Origin of the sequence: Streptomyces venezuelae (assembly GCF_008642335.1) — a bacterium.
Taxonomy (GTDB): domain Bacteria; phylum Actinomycetota; class Actinomycetes; order Streptomycetales; family Streptomycetaceae; genus Streptomyces; species Streptomyces venezuelae_F.
The window spans coordinates 5550441-5568895 of record NZ_CP029191.1 but is presented as its reverse complement, the minus strand read 5'-3'; the positions used below and the strand labels follow the sequence as shown (position 1 = coordinate 5568895).

General features: G+C 71.2%; 19 protein-coding genes. 11 read left to right on the top strand and 8 right to left on the bottom strand.

Annotation, left to right across the window (positions count from 1 at the left end):
* The first annotated feature begins 21 nt into the window (after nucleotides 1-21).
* The 3 genes from DEJ49_RS25345 to DEJ49_RS25335 all read left to right on the top strand — a co-directional run bounded on the left by DEJ49_RS25345 (nucleotide 22) and on the right by DEJ49_RS25335 (nucleotide 3152).
* A complete protein-coding gene (locus DEJ49_RS25345) occupies nucleotides 22-834 on the top strand; it encodes a hypothetical protein (RefSeq protein WP_223832990.1) in 813 nt (270 codons plus the stop codon).
* Nucleotides 835-984: 150 nt separating this feature from the next.
* Nucleotides 985-2199, top strand: coding sequence for an ABC transporter ATP-binding protein (locus DEJ49_RS25340; protein WP_150186254.1), 1215 nt, complete (start codon nucleotides 985-987; stop codon nucleotides 2197-2199).
* 83 nt (nucleotides 2200-2282) lie between these two features.
* Nucleotides 2283-3152 carry an ABC transporter permease gene (locus DEJ49_RS25335; RefSeq protein WP_409238910.1) on the top strand — a complete coding sequence of 290 codons (870 nt, stop codon included), beginning with the start codon at nucleotides 2283-2285 and terminating at the stop codon, nucleotides 3150-3152.
* 27 nt (nucleotides 3153-3179) lie between these two features.
* On the opposite strand, the gene DEJ49_RS25330 is transcribed toward DEJ49_RS25335, so the two are convergent.
* A complete protein-coding gene (locus tag DEJ49_RS25330; protein ID WP_150186253.1) occupies nucleotides 3180-3518 on the bottom strand; it encodes an ATP/GTP-binding protein in 339 nt (112 codons plus the stop codon).
* Between the two features lie 209 nt (nucleotides 3519-3727).
* Between DEJ49_RS25330 and DEJ49_RS25325 the strand changes: the two genes are divergently transcribed.
* Nucleotides 3728-4762 carry an LLM class flavin-dependent oxidoreductase gene (locus tag DEJ49_RS25325; protein WP_150186252.1) on the top strand — a complete coding sequence of 345 codons (1035 nt, stop codon included), beginning with the start codon at nucleotides 3728-3730 and terminating at the stop codon, nucleotides 4760-4762.
* 73 nt (nucleotides 4763-4835) lie between these two features.
* On the opposite strand, the gene DEJ49_RS25320 is transcribed toward DEJ49_RS25325, so the two are convergent.
* Entirely contained in the window at nucleotides 4836-5228 is a 393-nt protein-coding gene (locus tag DEJ49_RS25320) for an SCO5389 family protein (RefSeq protein ID WP_150172297.1), read from the bottom strand.
* Nucleotides 5229-5482: 254 nt separating this feature from the next.
* Between DEJ49_RS25320 and nucS the strand changes: the two genes are divergently transcribed.
* On the top strand, nucleotides 5483-6154 hold the full coding sequence (gene nucS / locus DEJ49_RS25315; RefSeq protein ID WP_150172295.1) for an endonuclease NucS: 672 nt from the start codon (nucleotides 5483-5485) through the stop codon (nucleotides 6152-6154).
* Nucleotides 6155-6163: 9 nt separating this feature from the next.
* Here nucS and DEJ49_RS25310 read toward each other — a convergent pair whose 3' ends face one another.
* The 4 genes from DEJ49_RS25310 to DEJ49_RS25295 form a co-directional block, all read right to left on the bottom strand.
* Nucleotides 6164-8656 (bottom strand): ATP-binding protein, encoded by a 2493-nt coding sequence (locus DEJ49_RS25310; protein WP_190329444.1) that lies wholly within the window; start codon nucleotides 8654-8656, stop codon nucleotides 6164-6166.
* Between the two features lie 205 nt (nucleotides 8657-8861).
* Nucleotides 8862-9185, bottom strand: coding sequence for an STAS domain-containing protein (locus tag DEJ49_RS25305; RefSeq protein WP_150172293.1), 324 nt, complete (start codon nucleotides 9183-9185; stop codon nucleotides 8862-8864).
* A 196-nt stretch (nucleotides 9186-9381) separates the two neighbouring features.
* Nucleotides 9382-10230 carry a 3-hydroxyacyl-CoA dehydrogenase family protein gene (locus DEJ49_RS25300; RefSeq protein ID WP_150186250.1) on the bottom strand — a complete coding sequence of 283 codons (849 nt, stop codon included), beginning with the start codon at nucleotides 10228-10230 and terminating at the stop codon, nucleotides 9382-9384.
* A gap of 147 nt (nucleotides 10231-10377) precedes the next feature.
* Entirely contained in the window at nucleotides 10378-11019 is a 642-nt protein-coding gene (locus tag DEJ49_RS25295; protein WP_150186249.1) for a TetR/AcrR family transcriptional regulator, read from the bottom strand.
* Between the two features lie 108 nt (nucleotides 11020-11127).
* Here DEJ49_RS25295 and DEJ49_RS25290 point away from each other — a divergent pair, with 108 nt between their 5' ends.
* The 3 genes from DEJ49_RS25290 to DEJ49_RS25280 are packed head-to-tail and all read left to right on the top strand — an operon-like array spanning nucleotide 11128 to nucleotide 13297.
* The gene (locus DEJ49_RS25290; RefSeq protein ID WP_150186248.1) at nucleotides 11128-11910 is read left to right on the top strand and encodes an ABC transporter ATP-binding protein; all 783 of its coding nucleotides are present in this window, start codon (nucleotides 11128-11130) and stop codon (nucleotides 11908-11910) included.
* A gap of 24 nt (nucleotides 11911-11934) precedes the next feature.
* On the top strand, nucleotides 11935-12690 hold the full coding sequence (locus DEJ49_RS25285) for an ABC transporter permease (protein WP_150186247.1): 756 nt from the start codon (nucleotides 11935-11937) through the stop codon (nucleotides 12688-12690).
* A 34-nt stretch (nucleotides 12691-12724) separates the two neighbouring features.
* Nucleotides 12725-13297, top strand: a complete 573-nt coding sequence (locus tag DEJ49_RS25280) for a cob(I)yrinic acid a,c-diamide adenosyltransferase (RefSeq protein ID WP_150186246.1) — start codon at nucleotides 12725-12727, stop codon at nucleotides 13295-13297.
* A 16-nt stretch (nucleotides 13298-13313) separates the two neighbouring features.
* Here the strand turns inward: DEJ49_RS25280 and DEJ49_RS25275 are convergent, their stop codons facing one another.
* Nucleotides 13314-13847 (bottom strand): hypothetical protein, encoded by a 534-nt coding sequence (locus tag DEJ49_RS25275; protein WP_150186245.1) that lies wholly within the window; start codon nucleotides 13845-13847, stop codon nucleotides 13314-13316.
* A gap of 166 nt (nucleotides 13848-14013) precedes the next feature.
* Here DEJ49_RS25275 and DEJ49_RS25270 point away from each other — a divergent pair, with 166 nt between their 5' ends.
* The 3 genes from DEJ49_RS25270 to DEJ49_RS25260 all read left to right on the top strand — a co-directional run bounded on the left by DEJ49_RS25270 (nucleotide 14014) and on the right by DEJ49_RS25260 (nucleotide 17900).
* Nucleotides 14014-15204: a sensor histidine kinase gene (locus DEJ49_RS25270; RefSeq protein ID WP_150186244.1), complete on the top strand. Its 1191-nt coding sequence runs from the start codon at nucleotides 14014-14016 to the stop codon at nucleotides 15202-15204.
* Nucleotides 15201-15851 (top strand): response regulator, encoded by a 651-nt coding sequence (locus tag DEJ49_RS25265; protein WP_150186243.1) that lies wholly within the window; start codon nucleotides 15201-15203, stop codon nucleotides 15849-15851. The genes DEJ49_RS25270 and DEJ49_RS25265 overlap by 4 nt, the downstream gene beginning before the upstream one ends.
* A 234-nt stretch (nucleotides 15852-16085) precedes the next feature.
* Complete coding sequence (locus DEJ49_RS25260; protein WP_223832988.1) at nucleotides 16086-17900, top strand: glycoside hydrolase family 18 chitinase; 1815 nt, start codon at nucleotides 16086-16088, stop codon at nucleotides 17898-17900.
* An 83-nt stretch (nucleotides 17901-17983) separates the two neighbouring features.
* Here the strand turns inward: DEJ49_RS25260 and DEJ49_RS25255 are convergent, their stop codons facing one another.
* Nucleotides 17984-18433: a DUF2550 domain-containing protein gene (locus tag DEJ49_RS25255; RefSeq protein ID WP_150186241.1), complete on the bottom strand. Its 450-nt coding sequence runs from the start codon at nucleotides 18431-18433 to the stop codon at nucleotides 17984-17986.
* Between the last annotated feature and the right edge of the window lie 22 nt (nucleotides 18434-18455).

Below are 18455 nucleotides of genomic sequence, written 5' to 3'. Positions count from 1 at the left end.
AGCGGTACCTCAGGGGGGCGTGTGACGGCACAGGACCGCGGGCTCGCGGCGCTCGGCCTCGACGGGGTGCCCATGCTGCAGCCCCTGACCTACCCGGGCCTGCCCGTCACCGCCCCCGCCCTGCTGACCGGGACCGAGCTGCTGCCGTTGCGGGCGCGGCCGGGCGGCCTCGGCACGTGGGGCGTCGAAGCCGCCGGGGCCCGGCGCACGCTGGACGACGTCCTCGGCGCCCTCGGGCAGGCGCCCGTCGCCGGACGTCACCCCGTGCTCGCCGTCGGCTCGAACGCCTCCCCCGGCCAGCTCGCCCACAAGCTCGGCAGGCTCGGCATCCCCAACACGGTGCCGATGGTGCCCGTGCGGCTGCGCGGTCTCGGCATCGGCTGCTCGGCGCACATCGGCCGCGCCGGATACGTGGCGACCGCGCCCTACGCGCGCGCCGGGGAGCGGCGCACGCTCGTCGTCTCGTGGCTGGACCCCGCGCAGCTGCCCGCGATCGACGCCACCGAGCTCCCCAACTACCGGCGCGTCCCGCTGTCCGGGGAGGCGTACGGGATGACCCTGCCGTCGGGCGAGCCGCTCACCGGCGCGTCCGTCTACGTCAGCGCGCGCGGTGTCCTCGCCGACCCGCTCACCGGCCTGCCGCGGCCAGGGGGCGGCGACCAGGCCGCGCTCCTCGACGCTCTGCTCGACGCGTCCGCGCCGCTGCGCGAGCTGCTCGGCCCGGACGCGGCCACATGGGTGCGCAGGGCGGCCGCGGACCCGGAGCTGCGCGCCCGGGGCACGCTGCTCTTCGCGGAGGAGGGCTGGGTGCTGCCCTGGACGGATCTGCCGTAGACACAGCGGGCGTGGACGAGCTACCCCACCCGTCCGTGTGAAGCGCCGGTTTTACTTGCTCTTGGCTGGAACCGTCAGCCCACCGTTATCCTCCTAACCCTTACGGGGGCGTGTGCCCCGACGTCCTGAACCATTCGATGGGTGCGGAGAATGATCGAGGCAGTCGGCCTGACGAAGCGCTATGGCGCCAAGACAGCCGTGTACAACCTTTCCTTCCAGGTGCGGCCCGGAACCGTCACCGGCTTCCTCGGGCCGAACGGCTCCGGCAAGTCGACGACGATGCGCATGATCCTGGGGCTCGACGCGCCCACCAGCGGGCAGGTGACGATCGGCGGCTATCCGTACCGGAAGCTGCCGAACGCGCCGCGCCAGGTCGGTGCGCTCCTCGACGCCAAGGCCGTCCACGGCGGCCGGCACGCCCGCAACCACCTGCTCTGCCTCGCGCAGCTCTCCGGCATCCCGGCCCGCCGGGTCGACGAGGTGCTCGGCGTCGTGGGCCTCCAGGACGTGGCGAAGAAGCGCTCCAAGGGCTTCTCGCTCGGCATGGGCCAGCGCCTCGGCATCGCGGCGGCGCTCCTCGGCGACCCGCAGGTGCTGCTCTTCGACGAGCCGGTCAACGGCCTCGACCCCGAGGGCATCCTCTGGGTCCGCAACCTGATGAAGTCGCTCGCGGCCGAGGGGCGCACGGTCTTCGTGTCGTCCCACCTGATGAGCGAGATGGCCCTCACCGCCGAGCACCTCGTCGTGATCGGCCGCGGCCAGCTGCTCGCCGACATGAGCGTCCGGGACTTCATCTCGCACAACTCCGCGGACTTCGCGCGGGTGCGGACGCCGGACGGCGAGGCCACCGCCCGCGAGAAGCTGACGGCAGCGCTGACCGAGGCCGGCGGCCAGGTGCTGCCCGAGCAGGACGGCGCGCTCCGCGTCACGGGCCTGCCGCTCCCCCGCATCAGCGACCTCGCGCACGGCGCGGACGTCCGCCTGTGGGAGCTCTCCCCGCACCAGGCCTCGCTGGAAGAGGCGTACATGCGGATGACGCAGGGCGCCGTCGACTACCGCTCCACCGTCGACCAGCGCGCCGGGTTCCAGCAGGAGATGCCGCCCGGCGCCCTGCCGCCCGGCCAGCAGCCGCCGGTGCCCGGCCAGGGCCAGCCCGGCTGGTACGCCCCGCCGCCGCCCCAGCCGGGCGGTCAGCCCTTCGCGATGCCGCAGCCGCAGGGCGCGCCCGGCACGCCGAACCCGTACGCCGCCGCTCCCCCGCAGCAGGCCCCGGCAGCGGCGCCCGCGGCCCCCGCCGCCGCGCCTTCCCCCGCCCCCGCCCCCGCCCCCGACATGACCAAGCGCGACAGCGAGGACAAGCGATGACCACGCCTCCGACTCCGCCGCAGCAGCCGCAGGCGCAGCCCCAGGCGCAGCCCCAGCAGGCGTACGCACAGGCGGGCGTCCCCATGCAGGGAGCTCCCCCGCAGGGCGCCCCCGCGGCCCCCGCGCCCGCCGCCCCCGCGCCGCCCTCCGCCTGGCAGCAGGCGATGGCGAACGCCTACACCTCGCCGATCCCGGTCAAGAAGACCCACCTCGGCAACGCCCTCTCCTCGGAGTGGACGAAGATCAAGTCGGTCCGCTCCACGATGTGGACCCTGGGCATCTTCCTGCTCCTGGTCATCGGCATCGGCCTGCTCGCCGTGGCCAACACCGACCCGGTCGACTACGCGACCATGCCGTTCACGGTCCCGGCCTTCTTCGGCCTGATGCTGGGCCAGATCTGCCTGATCACGCTGGGCGTGCTGGTCACCTCGTCCGAGTACGGCACGGGCATGATCCGTACGACGTTCACCGCGTCGCCGCAGCGCCACCGCGTCCTCACCGCGAAGATCATCATCTTCTTCGTGGTCGCCTTCGTGGTGTCCGCGGGCTCCATCCTCCTGGTGGGCCTCGCGGCGTCGGCCGCCAACAGCGGCCCGGAGGCGGGCGACGTCCCCTGGGCGGGGACGGTCTTCAAGGGCGGCCTGTACGTCTCGCTGCTCGGCGTCCTCGCGCTCGCCGTCGGCTCGATGCTGCGGCACTCCGCGGGCGCCATCACGGCGATGCTCGGCGTGGTGCTGCTGCCCGCCATCCTCGGCGGGTTCCTGATGATCTGGGAGAGCACGCAGCCGCTCGGCGAGAAGATGAACGACTACAACGCCATCACGGCCCTCGCCAAGATCTTCGGCGCGGACGACACGGGCGCCAGCGGCGGCTCGCAGCTGACACTGCTCGTCGTCATCACCCTGGCCGCCGTCGCCGGCGCGTTCGCACTCCTGGAGAAGCGCGACGTATAGCCGTACGGACACGAGACGTACGAGGACCTAGTACCTCGGTGCGTTACGGGACCGCTGCACCCGCGTGGTGCGGCGGTCCTTCGCGTTCCAGCACGCCTTGTGCCAGTGCCTGCGCTCGTCGACACCGGAGTGCTCGGGCCAGGCCACCACGTGCGCGAGGCCCGAGGGGATCTCCTGGTCGCAGCCGGGGCAGCGGTACCGCTTGCCCGCCGCGCTCGCGCCCGCGACATGGCGCACGCTCCACTCCTCGCCCTGCCAGCTCTCGGTGCTCTGGAAGCCGCCGTACCGACCGGAGGGCTCCGCGCCCGTAGCGGTGGCTTGGCTCGGCTCTCCGGCGCCCTTGGGGCGGTTGCGACGCGGGGACACGGAAACACCTCACGGGCTGTACGGCGGTCAGGGGTGCGACCAGCCTACGCGCCGCGCCGCGGGGTACCCGGCCCGGACCGAAGGGCCGGATCCCGTCCCCTGCACGGAAAATCAAACAATCTTCTTGCCAAGCCGTGCCTTTGGCACGTGTCACGCGTTGTTGCCCGTAGGGGGAGTGCCTGCGTCGGCGCCAAGGAGGCAGGAGTTCGATGCGAGTAGGTAGTTTTGTTCTGGCCGCCCAGTTCCCCGGACAGGGGCAGGGGGAGGCACTGCACCGCGCGGTGCGGTCCGCCGAGGTGGCCGAGGAGGCGGGGCTCGACTCGGTCTGGCTCGCCGAGCACCACTTCGTGCCGTACGGCACCTGTCCGTCGGCGGTGACCCTCGCGGCACTGATCCTCGGGCGGACGCGGCGGATCCACGTCGGCACGGCTGTGAGCGTGCTCCCGACCGCCCACCCCGTGGCGCTCGGCGAGCAGGCTGCGCTGCTGCACGTGACGACCGGCGGCCGGTTCTCGCTCGGCGTCGGACGCGGCGGTCCCTGGGTGGACCTGGAAGTGTTCGGCGCGGGCCTGGAGGCGTACGAGAAGGGGTTCCCCGAATCCCTCGACCTGCTGCTGCGGTGGCTGCGGGAGCCGCGCGTCGCGGGCAACGGCGAGCGGTTCGCGTTCCGTGAGGTCGCCGTGGTGCCGCGCCCGCAGGAAGCGCTGAACGGGCAGGGCGCCGAAGGTCCCGAAGTGGTCGTCGCGTGCACCTCGCCGTCCAGCGTGCGGCTCGCCGCGCAGCGCTGTCTGCCGATGCTGCTCGGGATGCACGTGGGCGACGACGAGAAGGCCGAAATGGTGGCCTTGTGGAATCGCCACGCACGTGCTGCGGGGCACCCGCCGGAGAGGGTTTCCGCGGCGCCCCACGTATCCGCCGGTGTCGCACAGGTCGCGGACCGCCGCCTCGACGCGGCGGAGGCGTTACAGAAGGCGATGCCGGGGTGGTTGAAGCAGGGGCTGGACGCCCATGTGACCGTGGACGACAGGCACCGCGCCATGCGTGACCCGGTGGCGTACACGGAGTTGCTGTGCAAGCTGCACCCCGTGGGCACCCCGCAGGTCTGCGCCGACCGTCTCGCCGCCACCGCCGAGCGCACCGGCATCACGCGCTTCGCGCTGCTGGTGGAGGGCTCCGGCGACCTCGCGGCCACGGAGGAGAACGTACGGAGGCTGGGCGCCGAGGTGCTGCCCCAGCTCCGCTGAGCGCCTGTTCCGCCTGGGGAGCTGCCGCTCCGGACTGACACACCTCCCGCGTACGGAGCGGCAGCAACAGGCGTCAGCAGTCCCGGAGTTCCGGCGACTGGTTGAGCAGCTGGCCCCGGATCGAGGTGAAGCGGGCGAGCCGGTCGTCCACCGCCGGGTCAAGCGGGAACACTGCCACGCGGTGACAGTTCTGGAATGCCAGGCGCACCCCGAAATGCCTTTGCAGAGCACCGCGGATCGCGTCACTCGCGAGCGCGCGCAGCAGCTGGCCACGCGCCTGCTCGTCCGGCGGCGGGGTCTGGTTGTCGGCGAACTCGCCGCCGTCGACCTTCAGCTGGGCCACCAGGGAGCTGATCATCTCCCATGCGTAAGGCAGGGAGGTCCGGACGCAGTCGACGAATTCTGCTTCGTCCACCTCGCCTCGCTCGGCCTGTTCCAACAGTGCCGGTGAGACGTCGAGCGACATGGGTTCTCCTCTCGCACCCCCGGGGAGCGGGGGCCTACGGACAGGGATGGAGTCCGCCTACGCAGCGTGCACGGATGACGACCTCTAGCTTCTACGGTAGGCACCGGGCGGTGTGGGCACCAGGAGATTGGGCGCATAACCGGCCAGGATCGAACAGGTCCATCGACGGACAAGTCGCCTCTTCAGCGCGGGGGTGACGGGAGCGGGACGGGCGAATCGCGTACACCGCCCCGAGTCGAGTAGCGTTGCGCCCCATGCGTCTCGTCATTGCCCGATGCTCCGTGGACTACGCGGGCCGGCTCACCGCCCATCTCCCGTCGGCGCCCCGTCTGATCCTCGTGAAGGCGGACGGCAGCGTCTCCATCCACGCGGACGACAGGGCCTACAAACCGCTCAACTGGATGTCGCCGCCCTGCACCTTGAAGGAGGGGACCGGGGACGACGCCGGCGTGTGGACCGTCGTGAACAAGGCGGGCGAGAAGCTCATCATCACGATGGAGGAAGTCCTGCACGACTCCTCGCACGAACTGGGTGTGGACCCCGGCCTCATCAAGGACGGCGTGGAAGCACACCTTCAGGAGCTGCTCGCCGACCGGATCGAGACGCTCGGTGAGGGATATACGCTCATCCGCCGCGAGTACATGACGGCGATCGGCCCGGTGGACATCCTCTGCCGCGACGCCGACGGGCAGACCGTCGCCGTCGAGATCAAGCGCCGCGGCGAGATCGACGGTGTCGAGCAACTCACGCGCTACCTCGAGCTGTTGAACCGCGACCCGCACCTGGCGCCCGTCCGGGGCATCTTCGCCGCCCAGGAGATCAAGCCGCAGGCACGCGTCCTCGCCACGGACCGCGGCATCGGCTGCACCGTCCTCGACTACAACGCGCTGCGCGGCATCGAGGACGACAAGCTCCGGCTGTTCTGACGCTCCGCGTCAGATCCTGTCCTCGGCCCCGGGGCCGCTCGCCGAGTTCGAGTTGTCGGGCGAGGTGGGCGGCGACTCCTCGTCGGGAGGCGTCGTCGGCGGGGTCGTGGGCGGGGTGGTCGGCGGGGTCGTCGGAGGCGTGGTCGGCGGGTCCGGCTTGTCGGTCGGCTTCGTGGGCTTGTCCGTGGGCTTCGTCGGCTTGTCGGTCGGCTTGGTCGGCTTGTCCGAGGGCTTCGACGGGGTGTCGGACGGCTTGGCGCTCTTGCTCGGCGTGTCCGACGGCTCGTCGCTGGCGCTCGGCGCCGGATCGTCGGACGTTCCGGCGACGCCGTCCTCGCCGGGTGTGTCGGAGCGGCTCGTGGAGTCCTTGCGCGGCTCGTCGGCGGTGAGGCCGCCCTCGTCGCGGTCCTCCTTCGCCGACTGCTCGGTCGTGACCTTGTCGTTCGGCGGGTCGTTGTTGTCGGACGTGGCACCGAGGGTGACGACGGTGCCGAGAACGGCGACCAGCAGGGCTCCCGCGCCCGCCGCGACGAGGTTGCGGCGGGTGCCGCTGATGATGGAGCGGCGGCTCGGCGCGGGGCCCGCCCCGGACACCGGCGTCGCCTTGCTGGTGACGAGCGTCTCCGGCTCCGGGGGCGGCGTGGGCAGGGCGAACGCGGCGGCGGACGGCGTGAACGTGGCGGGGATGCCGCCGGGCGGCGACGCCGATTCCTCGTAGCGCGCGTCGGGCACCTCTTCGCCCGCGGCCGTGCGCCCGCCGGGCAGCGCGCCGCCCGACCGGTCGGCGACCAGCGCGAGGGCCCTGCGCCCGGAGATCATGCCGCGCTTGTCGGCGAGCGCGCCGCGCAGGCCTATGGACGCCTCCAGTTCGGCGCGGGCCCGGTCGAGCTGTCCGCCGCAGAGCGCGAGGATGCCCAACTCGTGGTGGAAGTACGCCTCTTCGGCGACCTCGCCCGCGTTCCGCGCCGCCTCCTGGCCGGAGCGCAGGGCACGCTCCCAGGCGCCCCAGTCGAGTCCGCCCGCGAAGGCGGGCGCGGCGGTGCGGGCGAGCAGCACGGCCGCGCCGCTCTCGGTGGCGACCAGCGCGGCGAGGGCGGCCTGCACGGCGTCGGCCTCGGCGGCGACCCGCTCCGGGGTGACGGAGGGGTGCCCGGACCACCAGGCGTAGTGCTGGGCGGCGCCCAGCGCGTACTCGGCGGCCTCCTCCGCGTACCCGGCGGCCTCCAGCTGGGTGCGGACACCGGCGGCCAGGCGGTAGTGCGCGCCGACCGGGGTGACCAGGGCGCAGCCGACGAGCTCGGCGAGGGCCGCGTCGGCGTGGGTGTCGCCCACGAGGGCGGGCAGGTGGGCCTGGTGCGGGAGCTCGCCGCCGAGGGCGACGGCGAACTTCAGTGTGGCGCGGGCGGACGGGCTGAGCCGCGAGGCGAGCAGGGCGGCGGGCGCGGCGCCGTCGGCGAGGGAGGGCAGCGGTACGTCGTGCTCGTCGGCACCCGAGTCGAAGGGCGCGTCGACGGGGATGACGGGGGTGTCGACGTAGTAGCCGTGCTCCTCGAAGGCGTGCGGGTCGGCGCGGAGCTGGTCGCGCTGGCGGAGCAGGGCGCCGGCCTGGACGAAGCGCAGCGGCAGGCCCTCGGACTCGAACCACAGGTCGCCCGCCCAGTTGGCCTCCTCGTCGTCGAGGACGCGGCCGACGGCGCGCTCCAGGAGTTCGAGGCCGCCGCCGCGGCCGAGGCCGCCGAGGAAGACCTCTTCGAGGTGGGAGTCGGCGGAGGGCGCGGCCACGTCGGGTGTGGTGGCGACGAGGAAGGCGCATTCGGGTGTCGCGTCGAGCAGCTCGTCGAGGGCGGCGCCGCCGAATTCGAGGTCGTCGAGGACGACGACGGCGCCGATCTCGTGGACGTGTTCGAGGAGCTGGGCGCGTTCGGGGCGGTGCAGCGGCGCTTCGTGGACGGCGGCGAAGAGGTCGTGGAGCAGTTCGCCGGGTGTCCTGCGGTAGCCGGAGAGGCGGACGACGCCGTCGGGGGCGAGGTCCGCGCAGTCGTCGGCGACGGCGTTGAGGAGCGCTGTGCGGCCCGAACCGGCGGGTCCGGTCAGCCGGACGGAGCGGCCGCGTGCGAGGAGCCGTACGAGCCGCTCACGCTCTTCCTGGCGCTCCAGGAGCGGCAGCCTGGGCAGTGCGGGCCCCGGCGGCACGGGCGGCATCGAGGCGCGGCGCAGTTCGGCGCGGTCGGCTGCGGAGCGCTTGCCGGGGCGCGGGGGCCGTTCGCCGGGCGGGCAGGGTTCGATCTCGCTGCCGTCGACGGGGTTCACGGTGAGCAGGAAGTCGCCCGAGACCAGCCGGACCGTGCGGGCGAGAGCGGGTGCGGGCTGCCCGAAGTCCGGTGTCAGAGCGTCGCGGGGCGGCCGTCCGGGGCGCGCCGAGCCGTCGTCGTCGATGCCGCCGTCGAAGTCGTCGATGCCGTCGTGGCCGTACTCTTCGGGTCCCCGGTTCATCGGGTCCATGGTCCTAGCCCCCCAGATGCGTGGTGTGCAGAGCCCCCTCCGGCCTTCGTGCACACTGCGCTGTCGCTTCTGGTCCGGCGCCCCCGTGCGGGTCCGTATATCGGTGGCCACCGAACCCTAGACCTTTGCTCAGTATCTACGGGAGGGCGGGGTACCGCCCCGTCCGAGACGTCACAGGTTCGTGAGGATTGTGCGGTCGGATCCTTCAGACTCTGGGGAGGGATTCGACTCCGATGCCGCCCTCGATGGCGAGGATCCGGTGCAGTCGGGTCGCGACGAGGAGGCGCTGCATCTGCGGCGGTACGTGGCGGAGGACGAGTCGGCGTCCGCAGCGTCCCGCGCGGCGGTGGGCGCCCATGATGACGCCGAGGCCCGTGGCGTCCCACGAGTCGAGTTCGGAGAGGTCGAGCACCAGATCGCCGACGCCGTCGTCGACGGCCGAGTGCAGGACCGTGCGGGCGTCCGCCGCGCTGCGTACGTCGAGGCGTCCCCCGACGACCAGCTGGGCCTGGTCGCCCCTGATGTGCATATGCGCTCCCCGAGAGTGCTGTGTCTGCTGTGACGCCCGATACGTAAGGCGTCTGCGTATGTCACTGCAACTGACTGCCGCGTGGGCGAGGAAGTTGCCGTCTGTAAGCGAACCGATACCGAATTCACTCCGAGGGGTGACCCGCCGGGCGCCGAAGCGTCCGACGGGGCGTCAGACGGCGTACGTCAGTGCTGGTTCAGTGCTTGTAGAACCCTTGCCCGCTCTTGCGCCCGATGTCACCGGCGTCAACCATCCGGCGCATCGACTCCGGCGGCGCGAACTTCTCGTCCTGCGATTCCGTGTAGATGTTCTGGGTGGCGTGCAGCAGGATGTCGACGCCGGTGAGGTCGGCGGTCGCGAGCGGGCCCATGGCGTGGCCGAAGCCGAGCTTGCAGGCGATGTCGATGTCCTCGGCGGTGGCGACGCCCGACTCGTGGAGCTTGGCGGCCTCGACGACGAGCGCGGAGATCAGACGGGTCGTCACGAAGCCGGCGACGTCGCGGTTGACGACGATGCAGGTCTTGCCGACGGACTCGGCGAACTCACGGGTGCGGGCGAGCGTTTCGTCGCTGGTCTTGTAGCCGCGTACGAGCTCGCAGAGCTGCATCATCGGGACGGGCGAGAAGAAGTGGGCGCCGACGACGCGCTCCGGGCGCTCCGTCACGGCCGCGATCTTGGTGATCGGGATGGCGGAGGTGTTGGAGGCGAGCACGGCGTCGTCGCGCACGAGCTTGTCGAGCGTACGGAAGATCTCGTGCTTGACCTCGAGCTTCTCGAAGACGGCCTCGACGACGATGTCCGCGTCGGCGACGGCGTCCAGGTCGGTGGTGGTCGTGATGCGTCCGAGCGCGGCCTCCGCGTCCTTGGCCGCGAGCTTGCCCTTGCTCACGAACTTGTCGTACGACGCCTTGATCCCGTCGGTGCCGCGGGTCAGGGCCTCATCGGTGACGTCGCGCAGGACGACGTCCCAGCCCGCCTGGGCGGAGACCTGAGCGATGCCGGACCCCATGAGTCCGGCTCCGATGACGGCGAGCTTCCGTGCCACTGTTCCGACTCCCCTACCGCTTGTCACGCTTGGCTTGCACGCTGTTCACGTATGCCTTCCCGGCGCACGTTAGCGGCCGTGGGCGCGCCTGTGGTGGTAAGGAGATGCGCGTCACGTCTCAAATGACGGACATCACACTGGTACGCGTCATTCGGCGGCCCGCGGCGCGTAGTTGAGGACCTTGTCGCTCAGCAGGTCCTCCATCTCGTCGAGCAGCGCGAGGGCTTCGCGGGAGACCTCGGCGGGCTCGCGCCCCTTGGACATCTCGTCGCCGATCCACGCCATGAGGGTGCTGTGGACCCAGGAGAGCTGACCGGCGACGAGGCCGGGAAGCGGGTCGCCCCCGTCGGCGCCGGTCTCCTCGGCGAGGGTGCGGGTGAGCCGGTCGTGGGCCTCCTGCTGGATCGCCCAGAGCCGGGAGCGCAGGGCGTGCGCCTCGGTGATGACCTTCATGAAGTCGGCCCAGCCGGGGAAGAGCCCGACGGCCGGCGAGACGCCTTCCACGTCGGCGCGGAGCTCGCGCAGGACCGCGTCGGCGGCGGACTCCCCGGCGCGCCGGCCGCGCACGTGACGGGAGAGGCGGTCGACGACGTCGTCGCCCCGGTCGAGGAACAGGTCCTCCTTGGCCGGGAAGTAGTTGTAGACCGTGTTGACCGAGACGTCCGCGGCGTCCGCGATCTCGGCGATGGTCACGGCGACGAACCCGTGTTCCAGGAAGAGCCCGGTCGCGACGTCCGAGATCCGCTGCTTCGTCTGCCTCTTCTTGCGCTCCCGCAGGCCCTCACTCATGCCTCCCATCCTAGGGACCCTGAAATTTTGGCGTCACCCTGAAAGTTAGGGCTTGTTTGGTTTTTGGAGGCGTTGCAAAATTTCAGTGCCTCTGTTTTTGTGGACGTCATGGCCATCATCAGCACCTCCGGGCTCACCCGGACCTTCCAGACCAAGGCCGGCCCCGTCGAGGCCGTGCGCGGCATCGACCTGCGCGTCGAGCCCGGCGAGATCCTCGGCTTCCTCGGGCCGAACGGCGCGGGAAAGACCACGACCCTGCGCATGCTGACCACGCTGCTCCCGCCCACCGGCGGCGCCGCCACCGTCGCGGGCCGCGACCTCGCGAAGGACCCCGCCGGCGTGCGCGAGAGGATCGGGTACGTGGCCCAGTCGGGCGGCGTCGACCTGAGCATCTCCGTACGCGAGGAACTCGTCACCCAGGGCCGCCTCTACCGCCTGACGAAGTCTCAGGCGGCGGCCCGCGCGGAGGAACTGGCGCGCGACCTCGGCCTGACCGAGCTGATGGAGCGGCCCTGCGCCGCGCTCTCCGGCGGCCAGCGCAGGCGGCTCGACATCGCCCTCGGGCTCACCCACCGCCCCGAGGTCCTCTTCCTCGACGAGCCGACCACCGGACTCGACCCGGGCAGCCGCGCCGACCTGTGGCAGCTGGTGCGCGGGCTGCGCGACGAGCACGGCACGACCGTCTTCCTCACCACGCACTACCTCGACGAGGCCGACGCCCTCTCCGACCGCCTGGTCGTCGTCGACAAGGGCGTCGTCGTCGCCGAAGGCACGCCGAGCGCGCTGAAGCTCCAGTACGGCGGCTCGATCGACGCCACCCTCCAGGACACCTTCCTCGCCATCACCGGGCGCGACATCGCGCCCGCGAACACGACCCCCGTCGCCGTCTGACCCTCACCACCCGGGACCCCCACCATGCCTGCACTGCTCGCCGACACCGCCCTGATCTTCGGGCGGTACGCCCGGCAGACCCTGCGCTCCACGTTCCAGATCCTGTTCGGCGTCCTCACCCCGCTGCTCTACCTCCTCTTCTTCGGCCCGCTCCTCACCGACCTGCCGCTCGGCTCCGACGGCGACTCCTGGCAGGTCCTCGTACCGGGACTGCTGCTGCAACTCGGCCTGTTCGGCGCCACGTTCAGCGGGTTCGCGCTCATCATCGAGAAGCAGTTCGGCGTGGTGGAAAGGATGCGGGTGACACCCGTGAGCCGTCTCGCGCTGCTCCTCGGGCGGATCCTCCGCGACGCCGCGCTCTTCGTCTTCCAGGCCGTGCTGCTCGTGCTCGCCTCGCTGGCGATGGGGCTCAGGGCGCCGCTCGCGGGCATCCTCATCGGGTTCGCGTTCGTGGGGCTCCTGACGGCCGGACTCGCGTCGCTCTCGTACGCGCTGGCCATGAAGGTCGACAAGCCGCACGAGTTCGGCCCCGCCGTCAACGCGGTGAGCATGCCGTCGATGCTGCTCTCCGGCCTGATGCTGCCGATGGCGCTCGCCCCGGCCTGGCTCGACGTCCTCTCCCACTTCATGCCGTTCCGCTACCTCGTCGACGCGGTCCGCGCGGGCTACGTCGGCGACTACGCGACCACGACGATGCTGTACGGCGCCCTGATGGCCCTCGCCTTCGTCCTGCTCTCCGTGACGGTCGGCACACGTGTCTTCAGGAAGGCCGGAGCGTGACCAGGGCGTGTGCCGGAGGTCCTAGGCTGGCCGCATGGTCAATCTGACGCGCATCTACACCAGGACCGGCGACCAGGGCACGACGGCCCTCGGGGACATGAGCCGCACCGCCAAGACCGATCCGCGGATCTCGGCGTACGCCGACGCCAACGAGGCCAACGCGGCCATCGGGACGGCGATCGCGCTCGGTCAGCTCGACGCGGACGTGGTGAAGGTCCTCGTACGCGTCCAGAACGACCTCTTCGACGTGGGCGCCGACCTCTCCACGCCGGTCGTGGAGGACCCGAAGTACCCGCCGCTGCGCGTCGAGCAGTCCTACATCGACAAGCTGGAGGCGGACTGCGACCGCTTCCTCGAGGAGCTGGAGAAGCTCCGCAGCTTCATCCTGCCGGGGGGTACGCCGGGCGCGGCGCTCCTGCACCAGGCGTGCACCGTGGTGCGGCGCGCCGAACGGTCGACGTGGGCGGCCTTCGAGACCCACGGCGACACGATGAACCCGCTGACCGCGACCTACCTCAACCGCCTCTCCGACCTCCTGTTCATCCTCGCCCGTACGGCGAACAAGGCGGTCGGGGACGTGCTGTGGGTGCCGGGCGGCGAGCGGTAGCGCTCCCCACAGCCCCTCAGGCCGGGGCCTTCTTCGGGAAAAGCGTGTAGCTGAGCGCGATCAGACCGTGGATGCCCGCCGTGCGCCACGCCGTGTACATCCAGCTCTGCAGCGACGTGGTGCGGTCGGGGTCGTCGACGTACCACATGGCGAGCAGCAGCAGCCCGCTCGCGACGGCCGCGCCGACGACGGAGCCGAGCCAGACCTTCGCCTCGTGCAGGGCGCGGGCCTTGCCGTAGCGCGGCGGGCGCGGCACCGGCGTGCCGTTGAAGCGGTGTGCCGCGTGGCCATCGAGCCATTTCACGGTGCGGTGGCCGTGGCCCACGGTGTAGCCGATGTACAGCGCCGCGAGGCCGTGCTTCCAGCTGGGGTCGGCGCCGTTCTTCAGGTCGAGCGCGGTCACCACGAGGAGCACGAGTTCGAGCACCGGTTCGCACAGCAGGATCGCGATGCCGAGGCGCGGCATGCGCAGCAGATAGCGGGTGGCGAGCCCGGCGGCCAGCAGGACCCAGAAGCCGACCTCGCAGATGATGATCAGCGCGACGATCACAGCGCTCTCCTCACGTTCGCTCCCCCGTTCACCCCTCAAGGCTCACCCGCCGTCCGCGGAGGATCATCGTCGGCAGTGAGGAAGTGGGACTGCATCCTTCGATGTAGCGCCCGGTTCCTCCCCCAGGACCAGGCAGGATGCCCGGTCCACCGTGTTGGATGGGGGCATGGCCCCGTCCCTGCCCCGCCCGCAACGCGTCGACGTACAGATCGCCGCGGCCAGCCTGCTCTGCGGGCTGGCGCTGTGGGCGCTCGGGCTGAAGTCGCAGACGGACCGGCCGCTCGGCGACCACTGGGCGCTGGTCCCCCTCTTCGTCCTCGCGGGGCTCGAACTGCTGCGCAGCACCAAGCCTCAGTTCGCCCTGGTGATGGCCACGTTCGCGCTGGTGGCCGACCAGTTCACGGCGGGCAACCTCGCCTCGATCCTGATGTTCACGGACATCATGTACGCGGCCGTCGTGTACGGGACCCCGGCCGCCGCGCGACGCATCCCGATCACGTCGGGCGTCATCACGGTGGCCATGACCGTGGCCTTCCTCGCCTGGTGGCAGGACCCGCAGGCCGTCCTCCTCGGCGTCGCGACCGCCATCGTGGCCTTTACGCCCGCCGCCACCGGAGTTCTCGTGCGCAACCACCGCGAAGCCACCGCCGCGGCGAAGCTGCGGGCCGAGCAGACCGCGCTGCTCGCCGAGATGGACCGGGTGCAGGCCGTCGGCGCCGAGCGCGCCAGGATGGCCAGGGAGCTGCACGACATGGTCGCCAACCACCTCTCGGCGATCGCCATCCACTCGACGGCCGCGCTCTCCCTCGACGACCCGAAGACCAGTCAGGACGCCCTCGCCGTCATCCGCGAGAACAGCGTCGAGGGCCTCGCCGAGATGCGCCGCCTCATCGGCATCCTGCGCGACCAGACCGGCGACCTCGAACCCGCGGCCGCACCCACCCTGGACGGCCTCGCCGCCCTCGTCGCGGGCGCCCGCACCAACGGACTCGACGTCACGCTCGACGACGCACGCCCCGCGGACGGTGCGAAGCTGCCCGCTCCGGTCGAGCTGGCCGCCTACCGCATCGTGCAGGAATCCCTGACGAACGCCCTGAAGCACGCCTCCCCCGGCCTCGTCACCGTGACCCTCACCCAGCAGCCGCGCGCCCTCACCGTCCGCGTGACCTCCCCCTACGGGGACCCCGCGGGGCCGCGCGCCCCCGGCTCCGGTGCCGGCCTCGTCGGCATGCGCGAGCGCACCGACCTGCTCGGCGGCACCTTCGAAGCGGGCCCCGAGAGCACCCCTGACGGCAAGGTCTGGAGCGTCTTCGCGACCCTGCCCGTCGACCCAGCCGACGAAGGAGCCAAGGAATGATCCGGGTACTGGTCGCCGAGGACCAGTCGGCCGTGCGCGCGGGACTCGTCCTGATCCTGCGCAGCGCGCCCGACATCGAGGTCGTCGGCGAGGCGGCGGACGGCGAGGAGGCCGTCGCGCTCGCCCGCGAGCTCCGTCCCGACCTGGTCCTGATGGACGTACAGATGCCGCGCCTTGACGGGGTGTCGGCGACGCGGCAGGTCGTCGCCGAGCAGCTCGCGGACGTGCTCGTCCTGACCACCTTCGACCTCGACGAGTACGTGTTCGGGGCGCTGCGGGCGGGCGCGTCCGGGTTCCTCCTGAAGAACACGGAGGCGAAGGATCTCATCGAGGGTGTCCGCACGGTCGCGCGTGGCGAGGGCCTCATCGCGCCCGCCGTCACCCGTCGGCTGATCGCCGAGTTCGCCGCTCCCGGGAGGGTCGTACGCGACGAGAACGCGCCGGACCCCGCGATCCTGGACAGCCTGACGCGGCGCGAGCGCGAGGTGCTCTCCTGCATCGGTGAGGGTCTGTCGAACGCGGAGATCGCGGCCCGTCTGGCGATGGCGGAGGCAACGGTGAAGACGCACGTCAGCCGGATGCTGGGCAAGCTGGAACTGCGCAGCCGGGTGCAAGCCGCCGTACTGGCGCAGGAGTTGGGCGTCTGAAGCGGAACGGGGGGCACCGGACCGTCGCGATCCGGCCAATGGTTCAGACCTCTTGACCGATGGTCCAGACCTTTCTATTCTCGCCGCACTGCGGTGAGCACTCCCCCACGTGTCCACGTGCTCACGGGCGGCGCAGGGTCCAAGCCCCTAACGGCCCCGGAACTCACCCGAGGAGCACTCGTGCGCTTCACGACGAACAGCACACGCCCGAGAGTCAGATTCAGACACAAAGCCGTGGCGGGAGTGACGACGCTGTTCCTCCCTCTCGCCACCCTCGTCGCCCTCGGCGGCCCCGCCGACGCGGCGCCCGACGCCGCCCCCGAGGCCACCGCCACGTACGCCAAGACCCAGGACTGGGGCAACGGCTTCGAGGGCAAGTGGACGATCAAGAACACCGGCACCACCACGCTCAGCTCCTGGAACGTCCAGTGGGACTTCCCCTCGGACACCAAGGTGACCTCGGCCTGGGACGCCACCGTCACCAACTCCGGCACCCGCTGGACCGCCAAGAACCTCGGATGGAACGGGACGCTCGCCCCCGGCGCCTCGGTCTCCTTCGGGTTCAACGGCACCGGACCCGGCGCCCCCTCCAAGTGCACCCTGAACGGCGGCAGCTGCGACGGCGGCAGCGTCCCCGGCGACAACCCGCCGAGCGCCCCCGGCACCCCGACCGCGTCCGGCATCACCGACACCGGCGTGAAGCTGGACTGGAAGGCCGCGACCGACGACAAGGGCGTCAAGAACTACGACGTCCTGCGCGACGGCGCGAAGGTCGCCACGGTCACCGGCACCTCGTACACCGACAGCGGCCTGACCGCCGGCACGGACTACTCGTACAGCGTCCAGGCCCGTGACACCGCCGACCAGACGGGACCGGCCAGCGACGCCGTCAAGGTCCGCACGACCGGTGGCGGCGGCCCCGACCCCGAGCCCGGCGACAAGGTCAAGCTCGGCTACTTCACCGAGTGGGGCGTCTACCAGCGCAACTACCACGCGAAGAACATCGCGACCTCCGGCTCGGCCGGCAAGATCACGCACATCAACTACAGCTTCGGCAACGTCCAGGGCGGCAAGTGCACCATGGGCGACTCGTACGCGGCGATCGACAAGGCGTACACCGCCGACCAGTCGGTGGACGGTGTCGCCGACACGTGGGACCAGCCGCTGCGCGGCAACTTCAACCAGCTGCGCAAGCTCAAGGCCAAGTACCCGAACATCAAGATCCTCTGGTCCTTCGGCGGCTGGACCTGGTCCGGCGGCTTCACCGACGCCATGAAGAACCCGGCGGCCTTCGCCAAGTCCTGTCACGACCTGGTCGAGGACCCGCGCTGGGCCGACGTCTTCGACGGCATCGACCTGGACTGGGAGTACCCGAACGCCTGCGGTCTGTCCTGTGACACCAGCGGTCCCGCCGTCTTCAAGAACATGATGCAGGCGTTCCGCAACGAGTTCGGTTCCAAGAACCTCGTCACGGCCGCGATCACCGCGGACGGCTCCAACGGCGGCAAGATCGACGCGGCCGACTACGGCGGCGCCTCGCAGTACGCCGACTGGTACAACGTGATGACGTACGACTTCTTCGGCGCATGGGCGGCGAAGGGCCCGACGGCCCCGCACTCCCCGCTCACGTCCTACCCGGGCATACCGCAGGACGGCTTCAACTCCGCGGACGCGATCGCCAAGCTCAAGGCGAAGGGCGTGCCGTCGGCCAAGCTGCTGCTCGGCATCGGCTTCTACGGCCGCGGCTGGACCGGCGTCACACAGAAGGAGCCGGGCGGCACGGCGACGGGGCCGGCTCCCGGTGCGTACGAGCAGGGCATCGAGGACTACAAGATCCTCAAGAACTCCTGCCCGTCCAACGGCACGATCGCCGGTACGGCGTATGCCCACTGCGGCACGAACTGGTGGTCCTACGACACGCCCGCGACCGTCAAGTCCAAGATGGCCTGGGCGAAGGACCAGAAGCTCGGCGGTGCGTTCTTCTGGGAGTTCAGCGGTGATACGGCCAACGGGGAGTTGGTCAGCGCTATCAATGACGGCCTGAAGTAGCCTTCGGGGCTGTCCCACGAACGAAGCCGGGAAGACAAGAACGCCCCTTGTCTTCCCGGCTTCTTCATGCCGTACGAGATGTACTAGGCCACATTTACTCTCTGGCCCGGCGGTGCTGCCTCCAGCCACGCCAGGAAACCCGTCAGGGCGTCCTCGCTCATCGCCAGTTCCAGGCGCGTGCCGCGGTGCAGGCAGCCGAGGACGATCGCGTCGGAGAGCAGGGCCAGCTCCTCCTCGCCGTCCGGGGCGCGGCGGTCCACGACCTCGATGGCGGAGCGCTCGAGGACCCGGCGGGGCCGGGGAGCGTAGGAGAAGACGCGGAACCACTCGACGCGGTCACCGTTGTAGCGGGCGACCCCGTACCCCCAGCCCTTGCCGGACGTGTCGCCCTTGTCCGGGGCGTTCCACCGCAGACTGCAGTCGAACGTACCGCCGGAGCGCTGGATGAGCCGGCGCCGGAGGCCGAAGACGAAGAGCCCCACCAACACCAGCACGATCAAAGCAAGTCCGCACACGAGCAGAGTGAGGATCATCGGCACCGACCTCCTCGCCTCT